Genomic DNA, 14413 nt, shown 5'->3' with positions numbered 1-14413 from the left:
GAATCCCATGGCTCGCAAAATCAGCTACCAGCAGGCAATCAACGAAGCGCTGGCCCAGGAAATGCGCCGTGACCAGAGCGTGTTCATCATCGGCCAGGACGTTTCCGGCGGCACCGGTTCCCCCGGCGAACAGGACGCCTGGGGCGGCGTGCTTGGCGTCACCAAGGGCCTGTACCCGCAATTTCCCGACCGCGTGCTGGACGCGCCGTTGTCCGAAGTCGGCTACGTGGGCATGGCCGTTGGCGCAGCTACCCGAGGCATGCGCCCTGTGTGCGAATTGATGTTCGTCGACTTTATCGGCTGCTGCCTCGACCAACTGCTCAACCAGGCGGCCAAGTTCCGCTACATGTTCGGCGGCAAGACCACCACACCGCTGGTGATCCGCGCCATGTACGGCGCCGGCCTGCGCGCGGCGGCCCAGCATTCGCAGATGCTCACCTCGATGTGGACACATATTCCGGGTCTCAAAGTGGTGTGCCCTGCCACGCCGTATGACGCCAAGGGCATGCTGATCCAGGCGATTCGCGACAACGACCCGGTGATCTTCCTCGAACACAAGATGCTCTACAGCCTGCAAGGCGAGGTGCCGGAAGAGCTCTACACCGTACCTTTCGGCGAAGCCAACTTCGTGCGCGAAGGCAAGGACGTGACCCTGGTGACCTACGGCCGCATGGTGCACATCGCCCTGGAAGCCGCGTCCAACCTGGCGCGCCAGGGCATCGACTGCGAGGTGCTGGACCTGCGTACCACCAGCCCTCTGGACGAGGACAGCATCCTCGAAAGCGTGGAGAAAACCGGGCGCCTGGTGGTGATCGACGAGTCCAACCCGCGCTGTTCCATTGCTACCGATATCAGCGCATTGGTGGCGCAGCAGGCGTTTTCTTCGCTGCGCGCGCCGATTGAAATGGTCACCGCGCCGCACACACCAGTGCCGTTCTCGGATGCATTGGAAGACCTGTACATCCCCAACGCCGCGAAGATCGAGGCCGCCGTGCTGAAGATCGCCGACAAGAGGAATGCCGCATGATCCATACCCTGACCATGCCCAAGTGGGGGCTGTCGATGACCGAGGGCCGCATCGATGTCTGGCTCAAGCAACCCGGCGACCGGGTGGAGAAGGGCGAGGAAATCGTGGATGTGGAGACCGACAAGATCTCCAGCAGTGTGGAGGCACCGTTCAATGGGGTGCTGCGCCGGGTGTTGGCGCTGAGTGATGAAACCCTGCCGGTGGGAGCGTTGCTGGGCATCGTCGTCGAAGGCGAGGCCACGGAAGCGCAGATTGATGCGGTAATCGAGAGCTTCAATGCCGGGTTCGTCTCCAGTGCGGCCGAAGCTGAAGCGTGCGGGCCGAGTGCGCAAAAAGTCGAGATCGACGGGCGCCTGCTGCGCTATCTGGACCTGGGCGAGGGCGGCACGCCTTTGGTGCTGGTGCATGGGTTTGGCGGTGACTTGAACAACTGGCTGTTCAACCAACCGGCGCTGGCCGCTGAGCGCCGGGTGATCGCCCTGGACCTGCCGGGGCATGGCGAGTCGGGCAAGCAGTTGCACAGCGGCGATGCCAAGGAACTGAGCCAGGCGGTATTGGACCTGCTCGACCACCTGAAACTGGAGCGCGTGCACTTGGCCGGGCATTCCATGGGCGGGCTGGTGTCGCTGACAGTAGCCGACCAGGCCCCCGCACGTGTGGCCTCACTGACCCTGATCGCTAGCGCTGGCCTGGGGGCGGATATCAATGGTGATTACCTGCAAGGTTTTGCCGAGGCCAACAACCGCAATGCGCTCAAGCCGCAGTTGACCCAACTGTTCAGCGACCCGGGCCTGGTGACGCGGCAAATGCTGGAGGACATGCTCAAGTTCAAGCGCTTGGAAGGCGTGGATCAGGCGCTGTGCCAGCTCAATACCGCGTTGTTTGACGGTGGGCAGCAGAAGGTGGATGTGCGCCACGTGGTGGGGCGCCAGCCGAGCCTGGTGATCTGGGGCAGTGACGATGCAATCATCCCGGTGCGGCATGCGCAGGGGCTGGTGGCTCAGGTAGAAGTGTTGCCCGGTCAAGGCCATATGGTGCAGTTGGAGGCGGCTGAACAGGTCAACCAACTCATGGCGACTTTCCTCAAATCCCAGGCCTGATGGAGATCCAAATGTGGGAGCGGGCTTGCTCGCGAAAGCGGTGTGTCAGTCGCTGAATGTGTATCTGACCCACCGCATTCGCGAGCAAGCCCGCTCCCACATTTTTAACCGCGTTCTAACAGTGACGTTTCAGGGTTTCGCTGGGCAGTTCCTGGAACAGTGCCCGGTAACTGTTCGAAAACCGCCCCAAATGCCAGAACGACCAATTCATCGCCACTTCGGCGACGGTGGCGTCAGTCGCGCTCAACAACTCCCGCCGCGCCCCATTCAATCGGCGTAACCGCAACCACTGCGCCGGGCTCATCCCGGTGTAGGTCTTGAACCCCTGCTGCAATTGACGCAACGGCACACCGGCAATCTGCGCCAGCTCCAGCAGGTTGACGGTTTCATCCGGCGCATCCGCTGCCCATTCGCCAATGCGCGCCATCAAACGGCGTTCTTCACTGCGTTTTTGCAATGAGCTGCGGTCCAGGCACACGCAGGCGTTGTCGAGGATAAACAGGCAGTCGTCGAGCAGTTGCTGGGTCAGGCTGATGGGGTCGATCACGCTAGGCAGGCGCGTCAGCGTGCCACTGAGCCAACGGGTAAACAGCGAGTTCTGCTGGCAGCTCAGCGGCGCCATGAACAGGCCTTCGAGTTTCGCCACATCCAGCCCCTGGCGTTGCACGAACTGCGGGCCGAACACCACCGCCACTTCGCGGTAGTTTTCCGGGGTGATCCAGGTGTTGCGGCTTTCGCCATTGAGCATGTACAGCGCGTTGTCGCTGCCATCGAAGCAAAATGCCAGCGAGCCGGGTGGCGCGTTGAAGTGCTGCTCCACTCGGGTGTTCATGCACTCTTCGTACACGTGCACGCCTTGCAGGTCGAGGTAGCGGATCTGCCCGGCAAAATGCCCCGGGGACATCTGCTGGTATTGCTGCACCCAACCGGGTGTCGCACTGCATTGGGCGGCCACATCACCGGTGGTGAAGGCCTGTACGCGCAAAGCGGTTGCCTGTGTCATGGGTGATCCGTGCGCACTCTATTGGTGCGTTGTGGTTCGTGCAAAGTGGATAGATGCCGTTCGAAGGCCGGCCCAAGATAGACCTCAATGCGCCGGGAGCACAAGCCGGCGCACGTATCCCACCCATGACGAGGTCCTTATGAACGCCCCCTTCGATCAGCTGTCCGCCTGGCTGAAAGAACACAAGATTACCGAAGTCGAATGCGTGATCAGTGATTTGACTGGCATCGCACGCGGCAAGATTGCGCCCACCAACAAGTTCCTGCATGAGCGAGGCATGCGCCTGCCGGAAAGTGTGCTGCTGCAAACGGTGACCGGGGACTTTGTCGACGACGATATCTACTACGATCTGCTGGACCCGGCCGACATCGACATGATCTGCCGTCCGGTGTCCAACGCCACGTATGTGGTGCCTTGGGCCATCGAGCCCACCGCGATTGTGATCCACGACACCTTCGACAAGCAGGGCAACCCCATTGAGTTGTCGCCGCGCAACGTGCTGAAAAAAGTCCTGCAGCTTTACACCGACAAAGGCTGGCAGCCGATTGTCGCGCCGGAAATGGAGTTCTACCTGACCCAACGCTGCGAAGACCCGGACCTGCCGCTGAAAACCCCGGTAGGCCGTTCCGGCCGCGCCGAAACCGGTCGCCAGTCGTTCTCCATCGACGCCGCCAACGAGTTCGACCCACTGTTCGAAGACGTCTACGACTGGTGCGAAGCCCAGGGCCTGGACCTCGATACGCTGATCCACGAAGACGGCCCGGCACAGATGGAGATCAACTTCCGCCACGGCGACGCCCTCGACCTGGCCGACCAGATCACCGTGTTCAAGCGCACCCTGCGTGAAGCCGCGCTCAAGCACAACGTGGCAGCCACCTTCATGGCCAAACCGGTGGCCGATGAGCCCGGCAGCGCCATGCACCTGCACCAGAGCGTGGTGGACATTGCCACCGGCAAGCCGGTGTTCGTCGATGCCGACGGCAAGATGAGCCCACTGTTCCTCAACCATATCGGCGGCTTGCAGAAGTACATTCCCAAGTTGCTGCCGATGTTTGCACCCAACGTGAACTCGTTCCGTCGCTTTCTGCCGGACACGTCGGCACCGGTCAACGTGGAGTGGGGCGAAGAAAACCGCACCGTCGGCCTGCGCGTGCCCACCTCCAGCCCCGATGCGATGCGCGTGGAAAACCGCCTGCCGGGCGCCGATGCCAATCCTTACCTGGCGATTGCCGCTAGTCTGCTGTGTGGCTACCTGGGGATGATCGAGCAGATCGAACCGAGTGCACCGGTCGAAGGCCGCGCCTACGAGCGCCGTAACCTGCGCCTGCCGATCACCATCGAGGACGCCTTGGCACGGATGGAGGAGTGCGACACGGTCAAGCAGTACCTGGGCGACAAGTTCGTGCGTGGCTACGTCGCGGTCAAACGCGCCGAGCATGAGAATTTCAAGCGGGTAATCAGTTCCTGGGAGCGTGAGTTCCTGCTGTTGAGCGTCTAAAAAATCAAAAAGGGGTGTTGATATGCGTCTCGTGAACAAGCTTCTCCCGCTGGCCCTGGTGGCCGCATTCAGCAGTACCAGCCAGGCGGCGCCGACGGTCAGTGTGTACAACTGGACCGATTACATCGGCGAAACCACCTTGGCTGACTTCCAGGCCAAGACCGGGATCAAGCCGATCTATGACGTGTTCGACTCCAACGAAACCCTGGAGGGCAAGTTGCTCGCCGGGCGCACCGGCTATGACGTGGTGGTGCCGTCCAACCACTTCCTGGCGCGCCAGGTGAAGGCCGGTGCGTTCCTCAAGCTCGACCGTTCGCAATTGCCCAACTTCAAGAACCTCGACCCCAAGCTGCTCAAGCTGCTGGAGAAAAACGACCCGGGCAACGCGCACTCGGTGCCGTACCTGTGGGGCACCAACGGCATTGGCTACAACGTCGACAAGGTCAAGCAAGTGCTGGGCATCGACCATATCGACTCGTGGGCAGTGCTCTTTGAACCGCAAAACATCAAGAAGCTTCACGAGTGCGGCGTAGCCTTCCTCGACTCAGCCGATGAGCTGTTCCCGGCGATCCTCAACTACATGGGCAAAGACCCGCGCAGCGAGAACCCCGAGGACTACAAACAGGCCGAAGCCAAGCTGCTGACACTGCGGCCGTACATCACCTACTTCCACTCGTCCAAGTACATCTCGGACTTGGCCAACGGTGATATCTGCGTGGCCTTCGGTTATTCCGGCGACGTATTCCAGGCCGCCAACCGCGCCAAGGAAGCCAAGAACGGCGTGAACATCGCCTACTCGATTCCCAAGGAAGGCTCCAACCTGTGGTTCGACCTGCTGGCCATCCCGGCGGATGCGAGCAACCCGAAGGAAGCCCACGCATTCATCAACTACTTGCTGGACCCTGAGGTGATCGCCAAGGTGAGCGCCTCGGTGGGTTACGCCAACGCCAACCCGGCAGCCAAGGCCTTCATGGACCCGGAACTGGTGAACAACCCTGAGGTGTACCCGTCCCAGGAAGTGCTCGACAAACTCTATATTTCCACCACGCCCACACCGGCGACCATGCGCCTGATGACCCGCGCCTGGAGCAAAGTGAAGACCAACAAATGAACCCGTCCAGCGACCACGCCCGGTCCTATTACCGGGCGAGCGCCAACGCCATGCCGGAGCGCCCGTCACTGGGCGCTGATCTGAGCGCCGATGTGTGTGTGATCGGCGGTGGGTTCACCGGGGTGAATACTGCCATTGAGTTGGCCCAGCGCGGGTTGTCGGTGATCCTGCTGGAGGCCCGGCGCATCGGTTGGGGCGCCAGCGGGCGCAACGGCGGGCAGTTGATTCGCGGCATCGGCCACGATGTGTCGGGGTTCGCCAAATACGTGGGCGAGGAGGGCGTGCGTTCCCTGGAGCGGGCCGGGATCGAGTCGGTGGCGGTGGTGGGCGAGCGCATTCGCGAACACGCTATCGACTGCGACTTGCGTTGGGGCTTTTGCGAACTGGCCAATACCCCGGCGCAGTTTGCGGCGTTCCAGGGCGAACAGGAACACCTGGCGGCCATGGGGTATGCCCATGAAACCCGCTTGGTGGGTCCGCAGGATATGCAACAGGTCGTGGGCTCGACGGTGTACGCCGGAGGGCTGGTGGACATGGGTTCCGGGCATTTGCACCCGTTGAACTTGGTGCTGGGCGAGGCGCAGGTGGCCGAGTCTCTTGGCGTGCGGATTTTCGAGCAGACCGAAGTGCTGGAGCTGATCCACGGCGACACCGTGCACGTGCGCTGCGCGGGTGGCACGGTGCGCGCCGCCAGCCTGGTATTGGCCTGCAACGCGCACCTTGACGAGCTGGAACCACGCTTGAGCGGCAAGGTGCTGCCGGCGGGCAGTTACATCATCGCCACCGCGCCTTTGCCGCAAGCACTGGCGAGTGAGTTGAACCCGCAAAACCTGGCGCTGTGCGACCAGAAGGTCGGGCTGGATTACTACCGGTTGTCCGCCGACCGTCGCCTATTATTTGGCGGCGCCTGTCACTACTCCGGGCGTGATCCGGCAGACATTGCCGCTTACATGCAGCCGAAAATGCTCAAGGTGTTCCCGCAATTGGCAGACACGGCTATCGAGTTCCAGTGGGGCGGCAAGATCGGCATCACCGCCAATCGCTTTCCGCAGGTGGGGCGATTGCAGCAGTACCCCAATGTGTTCTACGCCCAGGGTTATTCGGGCCATGGGTTGAACGTGACCCACTGGTGCGCCCGCTTGCTAGCCGAGGCGATACACGCTGGCCACAGCCAAGGCCTGGATATTTTCAGTCGGGTGCCGCACATGACCTTTCCCGGCGGTAAAGCCTTGCGCTCGCCGCTGCTGGCAATGGGAATGTTGTGGTATCGGTTGCGGGAGTTGATGCATTGACGCGCCTGGCGTGGCAGGCTGGACGGCGTTTTCCTACGACTTCTGGAGATTTACCGTGCCAAAAGCATCCGCAGTAATTGAAATTCCGGTATCCGCTGACAAGGTCTGGGAACTGGTGGGCGGCTTCAACGACCTGCCCAAATGGCTGCCGCTGATCGTCAAGAGCGAGCCGAGCGAAGGCGGCCGCGTGCGCCACCTGGCGACCGCTGATGGCGGTGTGGTGGTGGAGCGTTTGCAGACCTTTGATAACGTGGCGCGCACTTACAGCTACACCATCGAAGAATCACCGTTTCCGGTGAGTGCGTACCTGGCGACGTTGCAGGTTGAGGCATTGACCGACTCGTCGGCGAAGGTGACCTGGTCCGGCGTGTTCACCCCGGTGGCGGGTGTGACGGATGAGGCGGTGGAAGAGTTGTTTGCCGGTGTCTACAGCGGTGGTGTTGCAGCACTGCGGGCGAACTTCTAACCCGCTCCAATGTGGGAGCGGGCTTGCCCGCGATGGCGGTGTGTCAGTCGATAGAAGAAGTGACTGATCTAACGCTATCGCAGGCAAGCCAGCTCCCACATTTGGATATGTGTGAACCTCAGGCCTCTGGCATCAGCTGCTGGCGGCATTCCAGCACCAGCCGCGCGCCCCCGCGCTCACTGGTACCCACATCCAACTTGAACCCGTGCAAGTTGATGATCGCCGCCACAATCGACAAACCCAATCCAAACCCGCCTTGCTGGTCGCTTTCATCCACGCGATAGAAACGCTGGAACACCGCGTTGCGTTCGGCGACCGGTATTCCCGGCCCCGAGTCGTGCACTTCGATGCGCGTGCTACCGGCGTCATTCACCGCCCGCAGGATCACCTCGCCCCCCGGTGGGGAGAACTTGATCGAGTTGCTCAGCAGGTTCGCCAGCGCTTCGAACAACAATGCGCGGTCGCCGGTGATCCACGGCAGGGAGTCCGGGGTTTCGAGCACCAGGTGCAATTCGCCTTCTTCGGCCAGGGGCAGGTAGAAGTCATGCAGTTCGCGCAGCAGCGGCAATGGGTCCATCACCAGGAAGCCTGAGCGGCGCTGGTGGTCTTCCAGTTCCGAGATGCGCAGCAGCCCGCGAAAACGCGCCATCAGGGTGTCGGTTTCCGCGATCGCATCGTCCAGTTTCACCGCATAGCCCGAGTCCTCTTCAGCCTCCTGGCGAATACGGTAAAGCTGAGCCCGCAGGCGGGTCAGTGGTGTGCGCAGGTCGTGGGCGATGTTGTCACACACGCCCTTGACCTCGTTCATCAGCTTTTCGATACGGTCGAGCATCGCGTTGACGATGGCCGCGAGCATGTCCAGCTCATCCCGCCGGTTCGACAGCGGCAGGCGGTGGGTCAGGTCGCCGGCTACGATGGCTTCGGCACTGGCTTGAATACCGCGAATTCGCCTTAACGGACGGCGGCGCAACAAGTGCCAGCCGGCAGCACCGGGGATGATGGTCAACGACAGCGCCCACAACAGCGCGTGCCAAATGATGCGGGTCACGCCAAACAGCGAGCCGTTGGCGCGTACCAGCACCAGCCAGCGGCCGTCGTCGGTATGGGTAGCCACGGCGTCGCAGCTGTCTTTGGGCAGTTTGGGATCGTCGGAGTCGACGCAATTGGCCAGGGCGTGGATCTTGCCGTCCAGCGGCAGGTCCGGTGGGATCGCGCGGATCGGCCCGCTCAACGGCTTGAACTGCTCGTCGAACAGCCCATAGGCATCCACGCCTTTCATGTCGAAGGTCATGCTGGTGGTCAGCGCTTCCACCAGTTCCTCGCCGTCGAAGCGCTGGAACAGGTGCTGGCGCTGCATCAGGGAGTGGCGCGACAAGTCGCCCAGGTACCCGGAGACTTCGTAGTACAGCACCCCCATCAGGATGCAACTCCACGCCACGAACAACGAACTGTACAACGCCAGCAAGCGACTGCTGGAAGAGCGCCAGCCCTTAGAGGGGTTCAGCAATGACATAACCGGAACCTCGTACCGTGCGGATCAGCGGCGTGAGGCCCGGTGGATCGATTTTCTTGCGCAGACGGCCGATGTGCACGTCGATCAGGTTGGTGCCCGGGTCGAAGTGATAGCCCCAGACTTCCTCGAAGATCATCATCCGCGACAGGATCTGCCCGGTGTTGCGCATCAGGAATTCCAGCAGTTTGTATTCGGTGGGCAGCAGGCTCAGGGGCTGCTCGGCACGGCTGGCTTCACGGCTGATCAGGTTCAGTTCCAGGTCAGCCACGCGCAGCGCGGTTTCGAACTCCTTGACGGTGCTTTTGCGCCGCAGCAGCACTTCCACGCGCGCCGCCATTTCATCGGAGGCGAAGGGTTTGGTGAGGTAGTCATCACCGCCGGCACGCAGGCCGCGTACGCGCTCGTCCACGTCGGAGAGGGCGCTGATCATCAGGATCGGCGTGGATACGCCGATGGTGCGCAGGGTGGTAACGATGGCCAGGCCATCGAGTTCCGGGAGCATGCGGTCGAGGGTGATCAGGTCGTAGTCGCCACTCACGGCACGGACCAGGCCTTCGCGGCCGTTGTCTACCCAATCTACGTCCAGTCCATGGCTACTCAGCTCGGCGACGATCTCGCGGGCTGTTACGGCGTCATCCTCGATGGTCAAAATACGGGTCATAGGATTACCTGGTGAGCGATTCACACTGAAAGTGAGGGCATTTTGCCAAGAAATGCCTGAATGCTTCCTAAATTAAACTTCATCTTGGCAAAACCAACACAAATTTCTGCTGCGCTGCCCCCAGGCGTATGCCCAAAAGCACCTTGTAGTGAGCGGGCTTGCCCCGCGCTGGGGGGCGAAGCCGCCCTACATCCAGGCGCCGCTATTTTCCTGAAACTCCGCAGCGGCCCGGTTGGGGCGGCTGCGCCACCCAGCGCGGGGCAAGCCCGCTCACTACAAGGTCCGTTATTGGGCGCCTGCTATTGGGCAGGGAATGCAGAACGCCCGCTCATAACGGTCATTTCTTGCAAGTTGCATGGTTCTAGGAAGTTCAACTTATTTAACTTGTTGAAATACAAGAAGATTTAATTTTTTGGCGACTGGCATGGTGCCTGCACTGTCCCTTCCGTGACTTGTAACATCATTTTTCCTGCCGGGAGCACAACAACAATGATCACATCCTCATCCACGCTACAAGAGTCGAGCACGCTCTCCGGGGTTTCCTGGGGGGCGATTTTTGCCGGTGCCGCTGCGGCGGCTTCGTTGTCCTTGATTTTGGTACTGCTGGGTTTCGGTCTGGGTTTCTCGGCGGTGTCGCCGTGGGCCGACAGCGGTATCAGTGCAAAGGGCTTGGGCATTTCCACGATTATCTGGCTGGCGTTTACCCAGATTGTTGCATCGGGGTTGGGCGGTTACATCGCCGGTCGGTTGCGGGTGAAGTGGGCCAATATGCATGGTGATGAGGTGTATTTTCGCGATACCGCCCACGGCTTCCTGGCCTGGGCCGTGGCGACGTTGGTGACGGCGATTCTGGTAGTTGGCTCCGTCAGCAGTGTAGTCGGTGGTGGTGTGAAAGCCGGTGCCAGCGTGGCGTCGGGTGCAGCCCAGGCCGTGGGCAGTGCTGCACAGGGCGTGAAGGGCGATGACTTCGGCTATTACGTCGACAGCCTGTTCCGCGACGACCGCCCGGTTGCCGTCAGCGATGACGCAGCGCACGGCGTGGTTGCACGTATCTTCACCCGCACCTTGGCCAACGACGGCCAGCTGGCGCCCGAAGACCGTACCTACCTGGCCCAGTTGATCAGCCAACGCACCAATCTCAGCCAAGCTGACGCCGAAGCGCGTATCGACAAGGTCTACGGCGACGCCCGTAAAGCGATTGAAGACGCGAAGCTCAAAGCCAAGCAGGCCGCCGACACGGCTGCGAAGGTCGCTGCGTATGCCTCGCTGTGGACCTTTATTTCCCTGCTGATCGGTGCGTTCTTCGCCAGCTTCGCTGCAACCTATGGCGGTCGTCGTCGGGATGCAGTGGTGTATGTCGAAACCGAACACTTCGTACGTTAATTCAAGGCCTCTTAATTCAAGGAATTCACCATGCGCTCAATTCTGCTTTTTTTCCTCGGTGTACCTATCCCAGTCATCATCCTGATCGCGATCTTCATGCACTAAACCTGAGCCTGGCCCGTTCCCCTGTGGGATCGGGCTTGCTCGCGAAGGCTGTGTCAGCCACCGGATGCATCGACTGACACGCCGCTTTCGCGAGCAAGCCCGCTCCCACTTTTGGTTGTGTGGAGGGTCAGCCAACTGGTCGCTAGCAACGCACTCGCCGATGCAGTCATGATGATCAATGGCGTGGACGTACCATCCGACAACAACCCCGTCGCCCAACTGCTCAGCGCCGTCAAAAACATCTGGGTAAAAAAGAACAACCCCGACGCCGTCCCCGCAATCGCGCCGTAGGGCTGCAACACCGCCAACTGGCAGGCCGGAATCACCATCCCCACCGACACCATGATCACCACCATCGGCAGCACAATCGCCAGCCATTGGCTCGGTAACGCTGCGGTGGCCGCAGCAAGTGTCAGGCTGCCCAACACGTTCAGCGCGATAGCGCCTGCAATCAACCGATCCGGCTCGAACCGCAGCACCAGGCGGCGGAATATGTTCGCGCCGAGCATGTAGCCGCTGATGGTCGCCGCGAATACCAGTGCGTAGGCCGTGGGTGAGAGATGAAAACCGCGCTGCAGCAGTGCCGACGACTCGGCGATAAACGGGAAGTACGTGCTGTAGACGCAGCCGATTGCCAGCGAGTAGCGCAGGAAATAACGGTCACGCAGAAGTTGCCTGTAAATGTGCAGTAGATTGCTCGACGGCGCTGCGGCGACTTGCGGTGGGCGCGTTTCAGGCAGCCGGCGATACACCACCAGGTACAGCCCCGCGCCCACAATCCCCAACACCACGAATAGCCCGCGCCAGTTGAGCAACGGCAGCATCAGGCTGCCCAGTACCGGTGCGGCCATGGGAGAGACGGCCATCGCCATGGAGATCAGCCCCAGCAAGCGTGCCTGTTCGTGACGATCGAAATGGTCGCGCACGATCACCCGGCCAATCACCGTGGTGCAGCAACCGCCCAAGGCCTGGACCAGGCGGGCGATGATCAGGACCGGCAAGCTTTCGGCCAAGGCGCAGGCCACCGTGGCCACGACATACAGAAACAGCCCTGTCAGCAACACCGGACGGCGGCCAAAACGGTCGGTGAGTGGGCCGGCGACCAGCAGCGAAATGGCCGAACCTACGGTGTACAGCGTGAGGGTCAGTTGCAGTTGGCTGTCGCTGCTGTGCAAGTAGTCGGCCATGGCCGGTAGGGCTGGCAAGTGCAGGTCCAGGGTGATGCGCGGCAGGGCGATCAGCAGGGTCAGCAGCACCAGCCAGAAACCGGAAGTAAGGGCGCGTTGGGTCATGGGGCGTTCCTTCGCAAGGGGTAGTGCTCGAACTCTAGTGGCTTTGTGGTTTAATCCTTAGAGCCACTTAAGCCTAAATAGACTGGACCACTATGAGCCGAGGAAAAGCCCCATCCGCCCTGGACTTGCCACGGCCCGATAGTCTGGACGCCGGCAAACAGCAGGGCGCCTATGACGCCTTGCGCGCCGCCATCCTCGATCGGCAGTTGCCGGCGGGCAGTCGCTTGCCGTCCACTCGCAGCCTGGCCGAGCGCTGGTTGGTGTCCCGTGGCACGCTGGAAGCCGCGTTCGACCGCCTGCACAGCGAAGGGTATGTGCAGCGGGTGGCGGGCTCCGGCACGCGGGTGTGTGCGGTGATCCCCGAACAATTCATTGCTGCCCCGGTGGCTTCGGTCATGGTGCGCCGCCCAGTAGAACCTGACCCTCCCTCTGCGGGTGTACAAAGCCATGTGCCCTTTGTCGCACGGCGCCCGGATGCCAGCTTGTTCGACCTCAAAGCCTGGGCGCGCTGTATTTCGCGCGGCTTGCTTGCCGTGGGGCCAGGTGTTTTGGAGGCGAACCATCCCGCAGGCCTGCCGGATCTGCGCGAGCACATTGCCGATTACCTGCGCAGCTATCGCGGCCTGCGCTGCGAAGCCGACGAGGTGATTATCACCACGGGTATCCGCCATGCCCTCGACTTGATCGCCCGTACCTTGCTCAAGCCTGGCGAAACCGCCTGTGTGGAAGACCCGGGCTACCTGCCGGCCCGTCGTTTGTTCGCGCTGGCAGGTGCGCAAATCCACGCCATTCCCGTTACCGCCGAAGGCCTCGACACGGCCCGACTGCCCGAAACTGCGCGGCTGGCCTACGTCACTCCAGCCCACCAGGCGCCGCTGGGCATGACACTGTCGGTGTCCCGTCGCCTAGCGCTGCTGGACTGGGCCGCCCGCGCCGATGCGTGGGTGGTCGAAGACGATTACGACAGTGAGTACAACTACAACACCGCGCCGCTGGCCGCGCTTAAATCCCTGGATCACGCCGACCGGGTGATTCACTGCGGCAGCTTCAACAAGAACCTGTTCCCCGGTTTGCGCGTGGGCTTCATGGTAGTGCCCAAGGCGCTGCGCCGGTCACTGCTGCGCACGTTGCAACTCACTGGGCATTCGGTGGGGGCGAGTGATCAGTTGGGGTTGGCGGAGTTTCTGCGCAGTGGCGCTTTTGTGCGCCACCTGCGCGCGTCGCGCCAAGCCTACGAGGCACGCCGCGATGCGTTGCTCGCATGCCTGCCGCACAACTGCGCAGTCAGCGGCCAGCAGGCGGGTTTGCATTTTGTGTTGTGGTTGCCGCCTGGCGTTACGGAGGGCGATTTCTGCGAGCGTGCTGCCGCAGTCGGGTTGACGTTGCAGCCGTTGGGCAAGTTCTGCGCCCAGGTGACCCTGGCTCCGGCGGTGATCATCGGCTACACCGCGCTGACCCTGGCGCAGATCCGTTATCACGGTCGAGTTCTCACGCAATTGTTAATAGCGGCTTAACCCGTGCTTGGCTAGACTCGCGCCCCATGAGCCGCCTTCTGCGTTTAATCCTGGTCTTGCTGTTAAGCCTCACGCTTCCCCTGACCGGGATGGCGGGTGTGCCGTCGAGCACCGAACCGTGCCCGATGAAGATGGCCGACATGCAGATGATGAGCGACATGTCGCCCGACTGCTGCCAGGACGGCGTCGACCATGGCAAGGCCTGCAAACCCGGCCAGGAATGCAAGACCGGTGGCGTGTTGCAACTGGCAATGCCTGTGCTCAAGGCGCCTTTGACCTTGGCACACCCCTTAGCGCTTAACGGCGCCAACAACTTTATCCCCGACCGCACGCCGTCCGGCGTCTGGCGCCCACCCCGGGCCTGATTCCTGTTGCACCTGAAGACTCATCCCCAAACCGGGATGGCCTTGCTGTGGGTCGCTTAGTGCGACGCGCAGCGCAACAGATC

Annotated in this window: 13 protein-coding genes; 9 read left to right on the top strand and 4 right to left on the bottom strand. The window is 61.7% G+C overall.

Annotated features, from left to right (window positions below; genetic code table 11):
- Positions 1 to 7: 7 nt before the first annotated feature.
- Together CFE47_RS05715 and CFE47_RS05710 are read left to right on the top strand one after the other, a co-directional pair.
- On the top strand, positions 8 to 1027 hold the full coding sequence (locus tag CFE47_RS05715; protein WP_286835873.1) for an alpha-ketoacid dehydrogenase subunit beta: 1020 nt from the start codon (positions 8 to 10) through the stop codon (positions 1025 to 1027).
- Positions 1024 to 2127 (top strand): acetoin dehydrogenase dihydrolipoyllysine-residue acetyltransferase subunit, encoded by a 1104-nt coding sequence (locus tag CFE47_RS05710; RefSeq protein WP_286835872.1) that lies wholly within the window; start codon positions 1024 to 1026, stop codon positions 2125 to 2127. The genes CFE47_RS05715 and CFE47_RS05710 overlap by 4 nt, the downstream gene beginning before the upstream one ends.
- 115 nt (positions 2128 to 2242) lie before the next feature.
- On the opposite strand, the gene CFE47_RS05705 is transcribed toward CFE47_RS05710, so the two are convergent.
- Positions 2243 to 3130, bottom strand: coding sequence for a helix-turn-helix domain-containing protein (locus tag CFE47_RS05705; protein ID WP_286835871.1), 888 nt, complete (start codon positions 3128 to 3130; stop codon positions 2243 to 2245).
- Between the two features lie 139 nt (positions 3131 to 3269).
- Here CFE47_RS05705 and CFE47_RS05700 point away from each other — a divergent pair, with 139 nt between their 5' ends.
- From CFE47_RS05700 to CFE47_RS05685, 4 genes are read left to right on the top strand one after another with little or no spacing between them, the layout of a single operon-like run.
- On the top strand, positions 3270 to 4628 hold the full coding sequence (locus tag CFE47_RS05700) for a glutamine synthetase family protein (protein WP_185708924.1): 1359 nt from the start codon (positions 3270 to 3272) through the stop codon (positions 4626 to 4628).
- Between the two features lie 22 nt (positions 4629 to 4650).
- Positions 4651 to 5739, top strand: a complete 1089-nt coding sequence (locus CFE47_RS05695; RefSeq protein WP_185708925.1) for a polyamine ABC transporter substrate-binding protein — start codon at positions 4651 to 4653, stop codon at positions 5737 to 5739.
- Positions 5736 to 7031: an NAD(P)/FAD-dependent oxidoreductase gene (locus CFE47_RS05690; protein WP_286835870.1), complete on the top strand. Its 1296-nt coding sequence runs from the start codon at positions 5736 to 5738 to the stop codon at positions 7029 to 7031. The genes CFE47_RS05695 and CFE47_RS05690 overlap by 4 nt, the downstream gene beginning before the upstream one ends.
- A 55-nt stretch (positions 7032 to 7086) precedes the next feature.
- On the top strand, positions 7087 to 7497 hold the full coding sequence (locus CFE47_RS05685) for an SRPBCC family protein (RefSeq protein ID WP_286835869.1): 411 nt from the start codon (positions 7087 to 7089) through the stop codon (positions 7495 to 7497).
- Positions 7498 to 7615: 118 nt separating this feature from the next.
- Here the strand turns inward: CFE47_RS05685 and CFE47_RS05680 are convergent, their stop codons facing one another.
- Both CFE47_RS05680 and CFE47_RS05675 read right to left on the bottom strand, forming a co-directional pair.
- On the bottom strand, positions 7616 to 9010 hold the full coding sequence (locus CFE47_RS05680; protein WP_185708928.1) for a sensor histidine kinase: 1395 nt from the start codon (positions 9008 to 9010) through the stop codon (positions 7616 to 7618).
- Positions 8988 to 9671 carry a response regulator transcription factor gene (locus CFE47_RS05675; protein ID WP_003219726.1) on the bottom strand — a complete coding sequence of 228 codons (684 nt, stop codon included), beginning with the start codon at positions 9669 to 9671 and terminating at the stop codon, positions 8988 to 8990. The genes CFE47_RS05680 and CFE47_RS05675 overlap by 23 nt, the downstream gene beginning before the upstream one ends.
- A gap of 489 nt (positions 9672 to 10160) precedes the next feature.
- Here CFE47_RS05675 and CFE47_RS05670 point away from each other — a divergent pair, with 489 nt between their 5' ends.
- Positions 10161 to 11054 carry a hypothetical protein gene (locus CFE47_RS05670; RefSeq protein ID WP_286835868.1) on the top strand — a complete coding sequence of 298 codons (894 nt, stop codon included), beginning with the start codon at positions 10161 to 10163 and terminating at the stop codon, positions 11052 to 11054.
- A gap of 158 nt (positions 11055 to 11212) precedes the next feature.
- Here CFE47_RS05670 and CFE47_RS05665 read toward each other — a convergent pair whose 3' ends face one another.
- Positions 11213 to 12451: a multidrug effflux MFS transporter gene (locus CFE47_RS05665; protein WP_286835867.1), complete on the bottom strand. Its 1239-nt coding sequence runs from the start codon at positions 12449 to 12451 to the stop codon at positions 11213 to 11215.
- 92 nt (positions 12452 to 12543) lie between these two features.
- Between CFE47_RS05665 and pdxR the strand changes: the two genes are divergently transcribed.
- Both pdxR and CFE47_RS05655 read left to right on the top strand, forming a co-directional pair.
- Complete coding sequence (pdxR, locus tag CFE47_RS05660) at positions 12544 to 13965, top strand: MocR-like pyridoxine biosynthesis transcription factor PdxR (RefSeq protein WP_286835866.1); 1422 nt, start codon at positions 12544 to 12546, stop codon at positions 13963 to 13965.
- A gap of 26 nt (positions 13966 to 13991) precedes the next feature.
- Complete coding sequence (locus tag CFE47_RS05655) at positions 13992 to 14330, top strand: hypothetical protein (RefSeq protein WP_286835865.1); 339 nt, start codon at positions 13992 to 13994, stop codon at positions 14328 to 14330.
- The last annotated feature ends 83 nt before the right edge of the window (positions 14331 to 14413 follow it).

Source organism: Pseudomonas sp. PGPPP1 (assembly GCF_002255865.1).
In the GTDB taxonomy this organism is placed as follows: domain Bacteria; phylum Pseudomonadota; class Gammaproteobacteria; order Pseudomonadales; family Pseudomonadaceae; genus Aquipseudomonas; species Aquipseudomonas cremoris.
The sequence above is the reverse complement of the archived record's forward strand: the minus strand, read 5'-3'. Positions and strand labels throughout refer to the sequence as shown.

Coding starts and splice junctions, on each gene's coding strand:
- CFE47_RS05695 (WP_185708925.1), top strand. CDS start 4,651: ATGCGTCTCGTGAACAAGCTTCTCCCGCTGGCCCTGGTGGCCGCATTC.
- CFE47_RS05680 (WP_185708928.1), bottom strand. CDS start 9,010: ATGTCATTGCTGAACCCCTCTAAGGGCTGGCGCTCTTCCAGCAGTCGC.
- CFE47_RS05675 (WP_003219726.1), bottom strand. CDS start 9,671: ATGACCCGTATTTTGACCATCGAGGATGACGCCGTAACAGCCCGCGAG.
- CFE47_RS05700 (WP_185708924.1), top strand. CDS start 3,270: ATGAACGCCCCCTTCGATCAGCTGTCCGCCTGGCTGAAAGAACACAAG.
- pdxR (WP_286835866.1), top strand. CDS start 12,544: ATGAGCCGAGGAAAAGCCCCATCCGCCCTGGACTTGCCACGGCCCGAT.
- CFE47_RS05665 (WP_286835867.1), bottom strand. CDS start 12,451: ATGACCCAACGCGCCCTTACTTCCGGTTTCTGGCTGGTGCTGCTGACC.
- CFE47_RS05655 (WP_286835865.1), top strand. CDS start 13,992: ATGAGCCGCCTTCTGCGTTTAATCCTGGTCTTGCTGTTAAGCCTCACG.
- CFE47_RS05705 (WP_286835871.1), bottom strand. CDS start 3,130: ATGACACAGGCAACCGCTTTGCGCGTACAGGCCTTCACCACCGGTGAT.
- CFE47_RS05670 (WP_286835868.1), top strand. CDS start 10,161: ATGATCACATCCTCATCCACGCTACAAGAGTCGAGCACGCTCTCCGGG.
- CFE47_RS05690 (WP_286835870.1), top strand. CDS start 5,736: ATGAACCCGTCCAGCGACCACGCCCGGTCCTATTACCGGGCGAGCGCC.
- CFE47_RS05710 (WP_286835872.1), top strand. CDS start 1,024: ATGATCCATACCCTGACCATGCCCAAGTGGGGGCTGTCGATGACCGAG.
- CFE47_RS05715 (WP_286835873.1), top strand. CDS start 8: ATGGCTCGCAAAATCAGCTACCAGCAGGCAATCAACGAAGCGCTGGCC.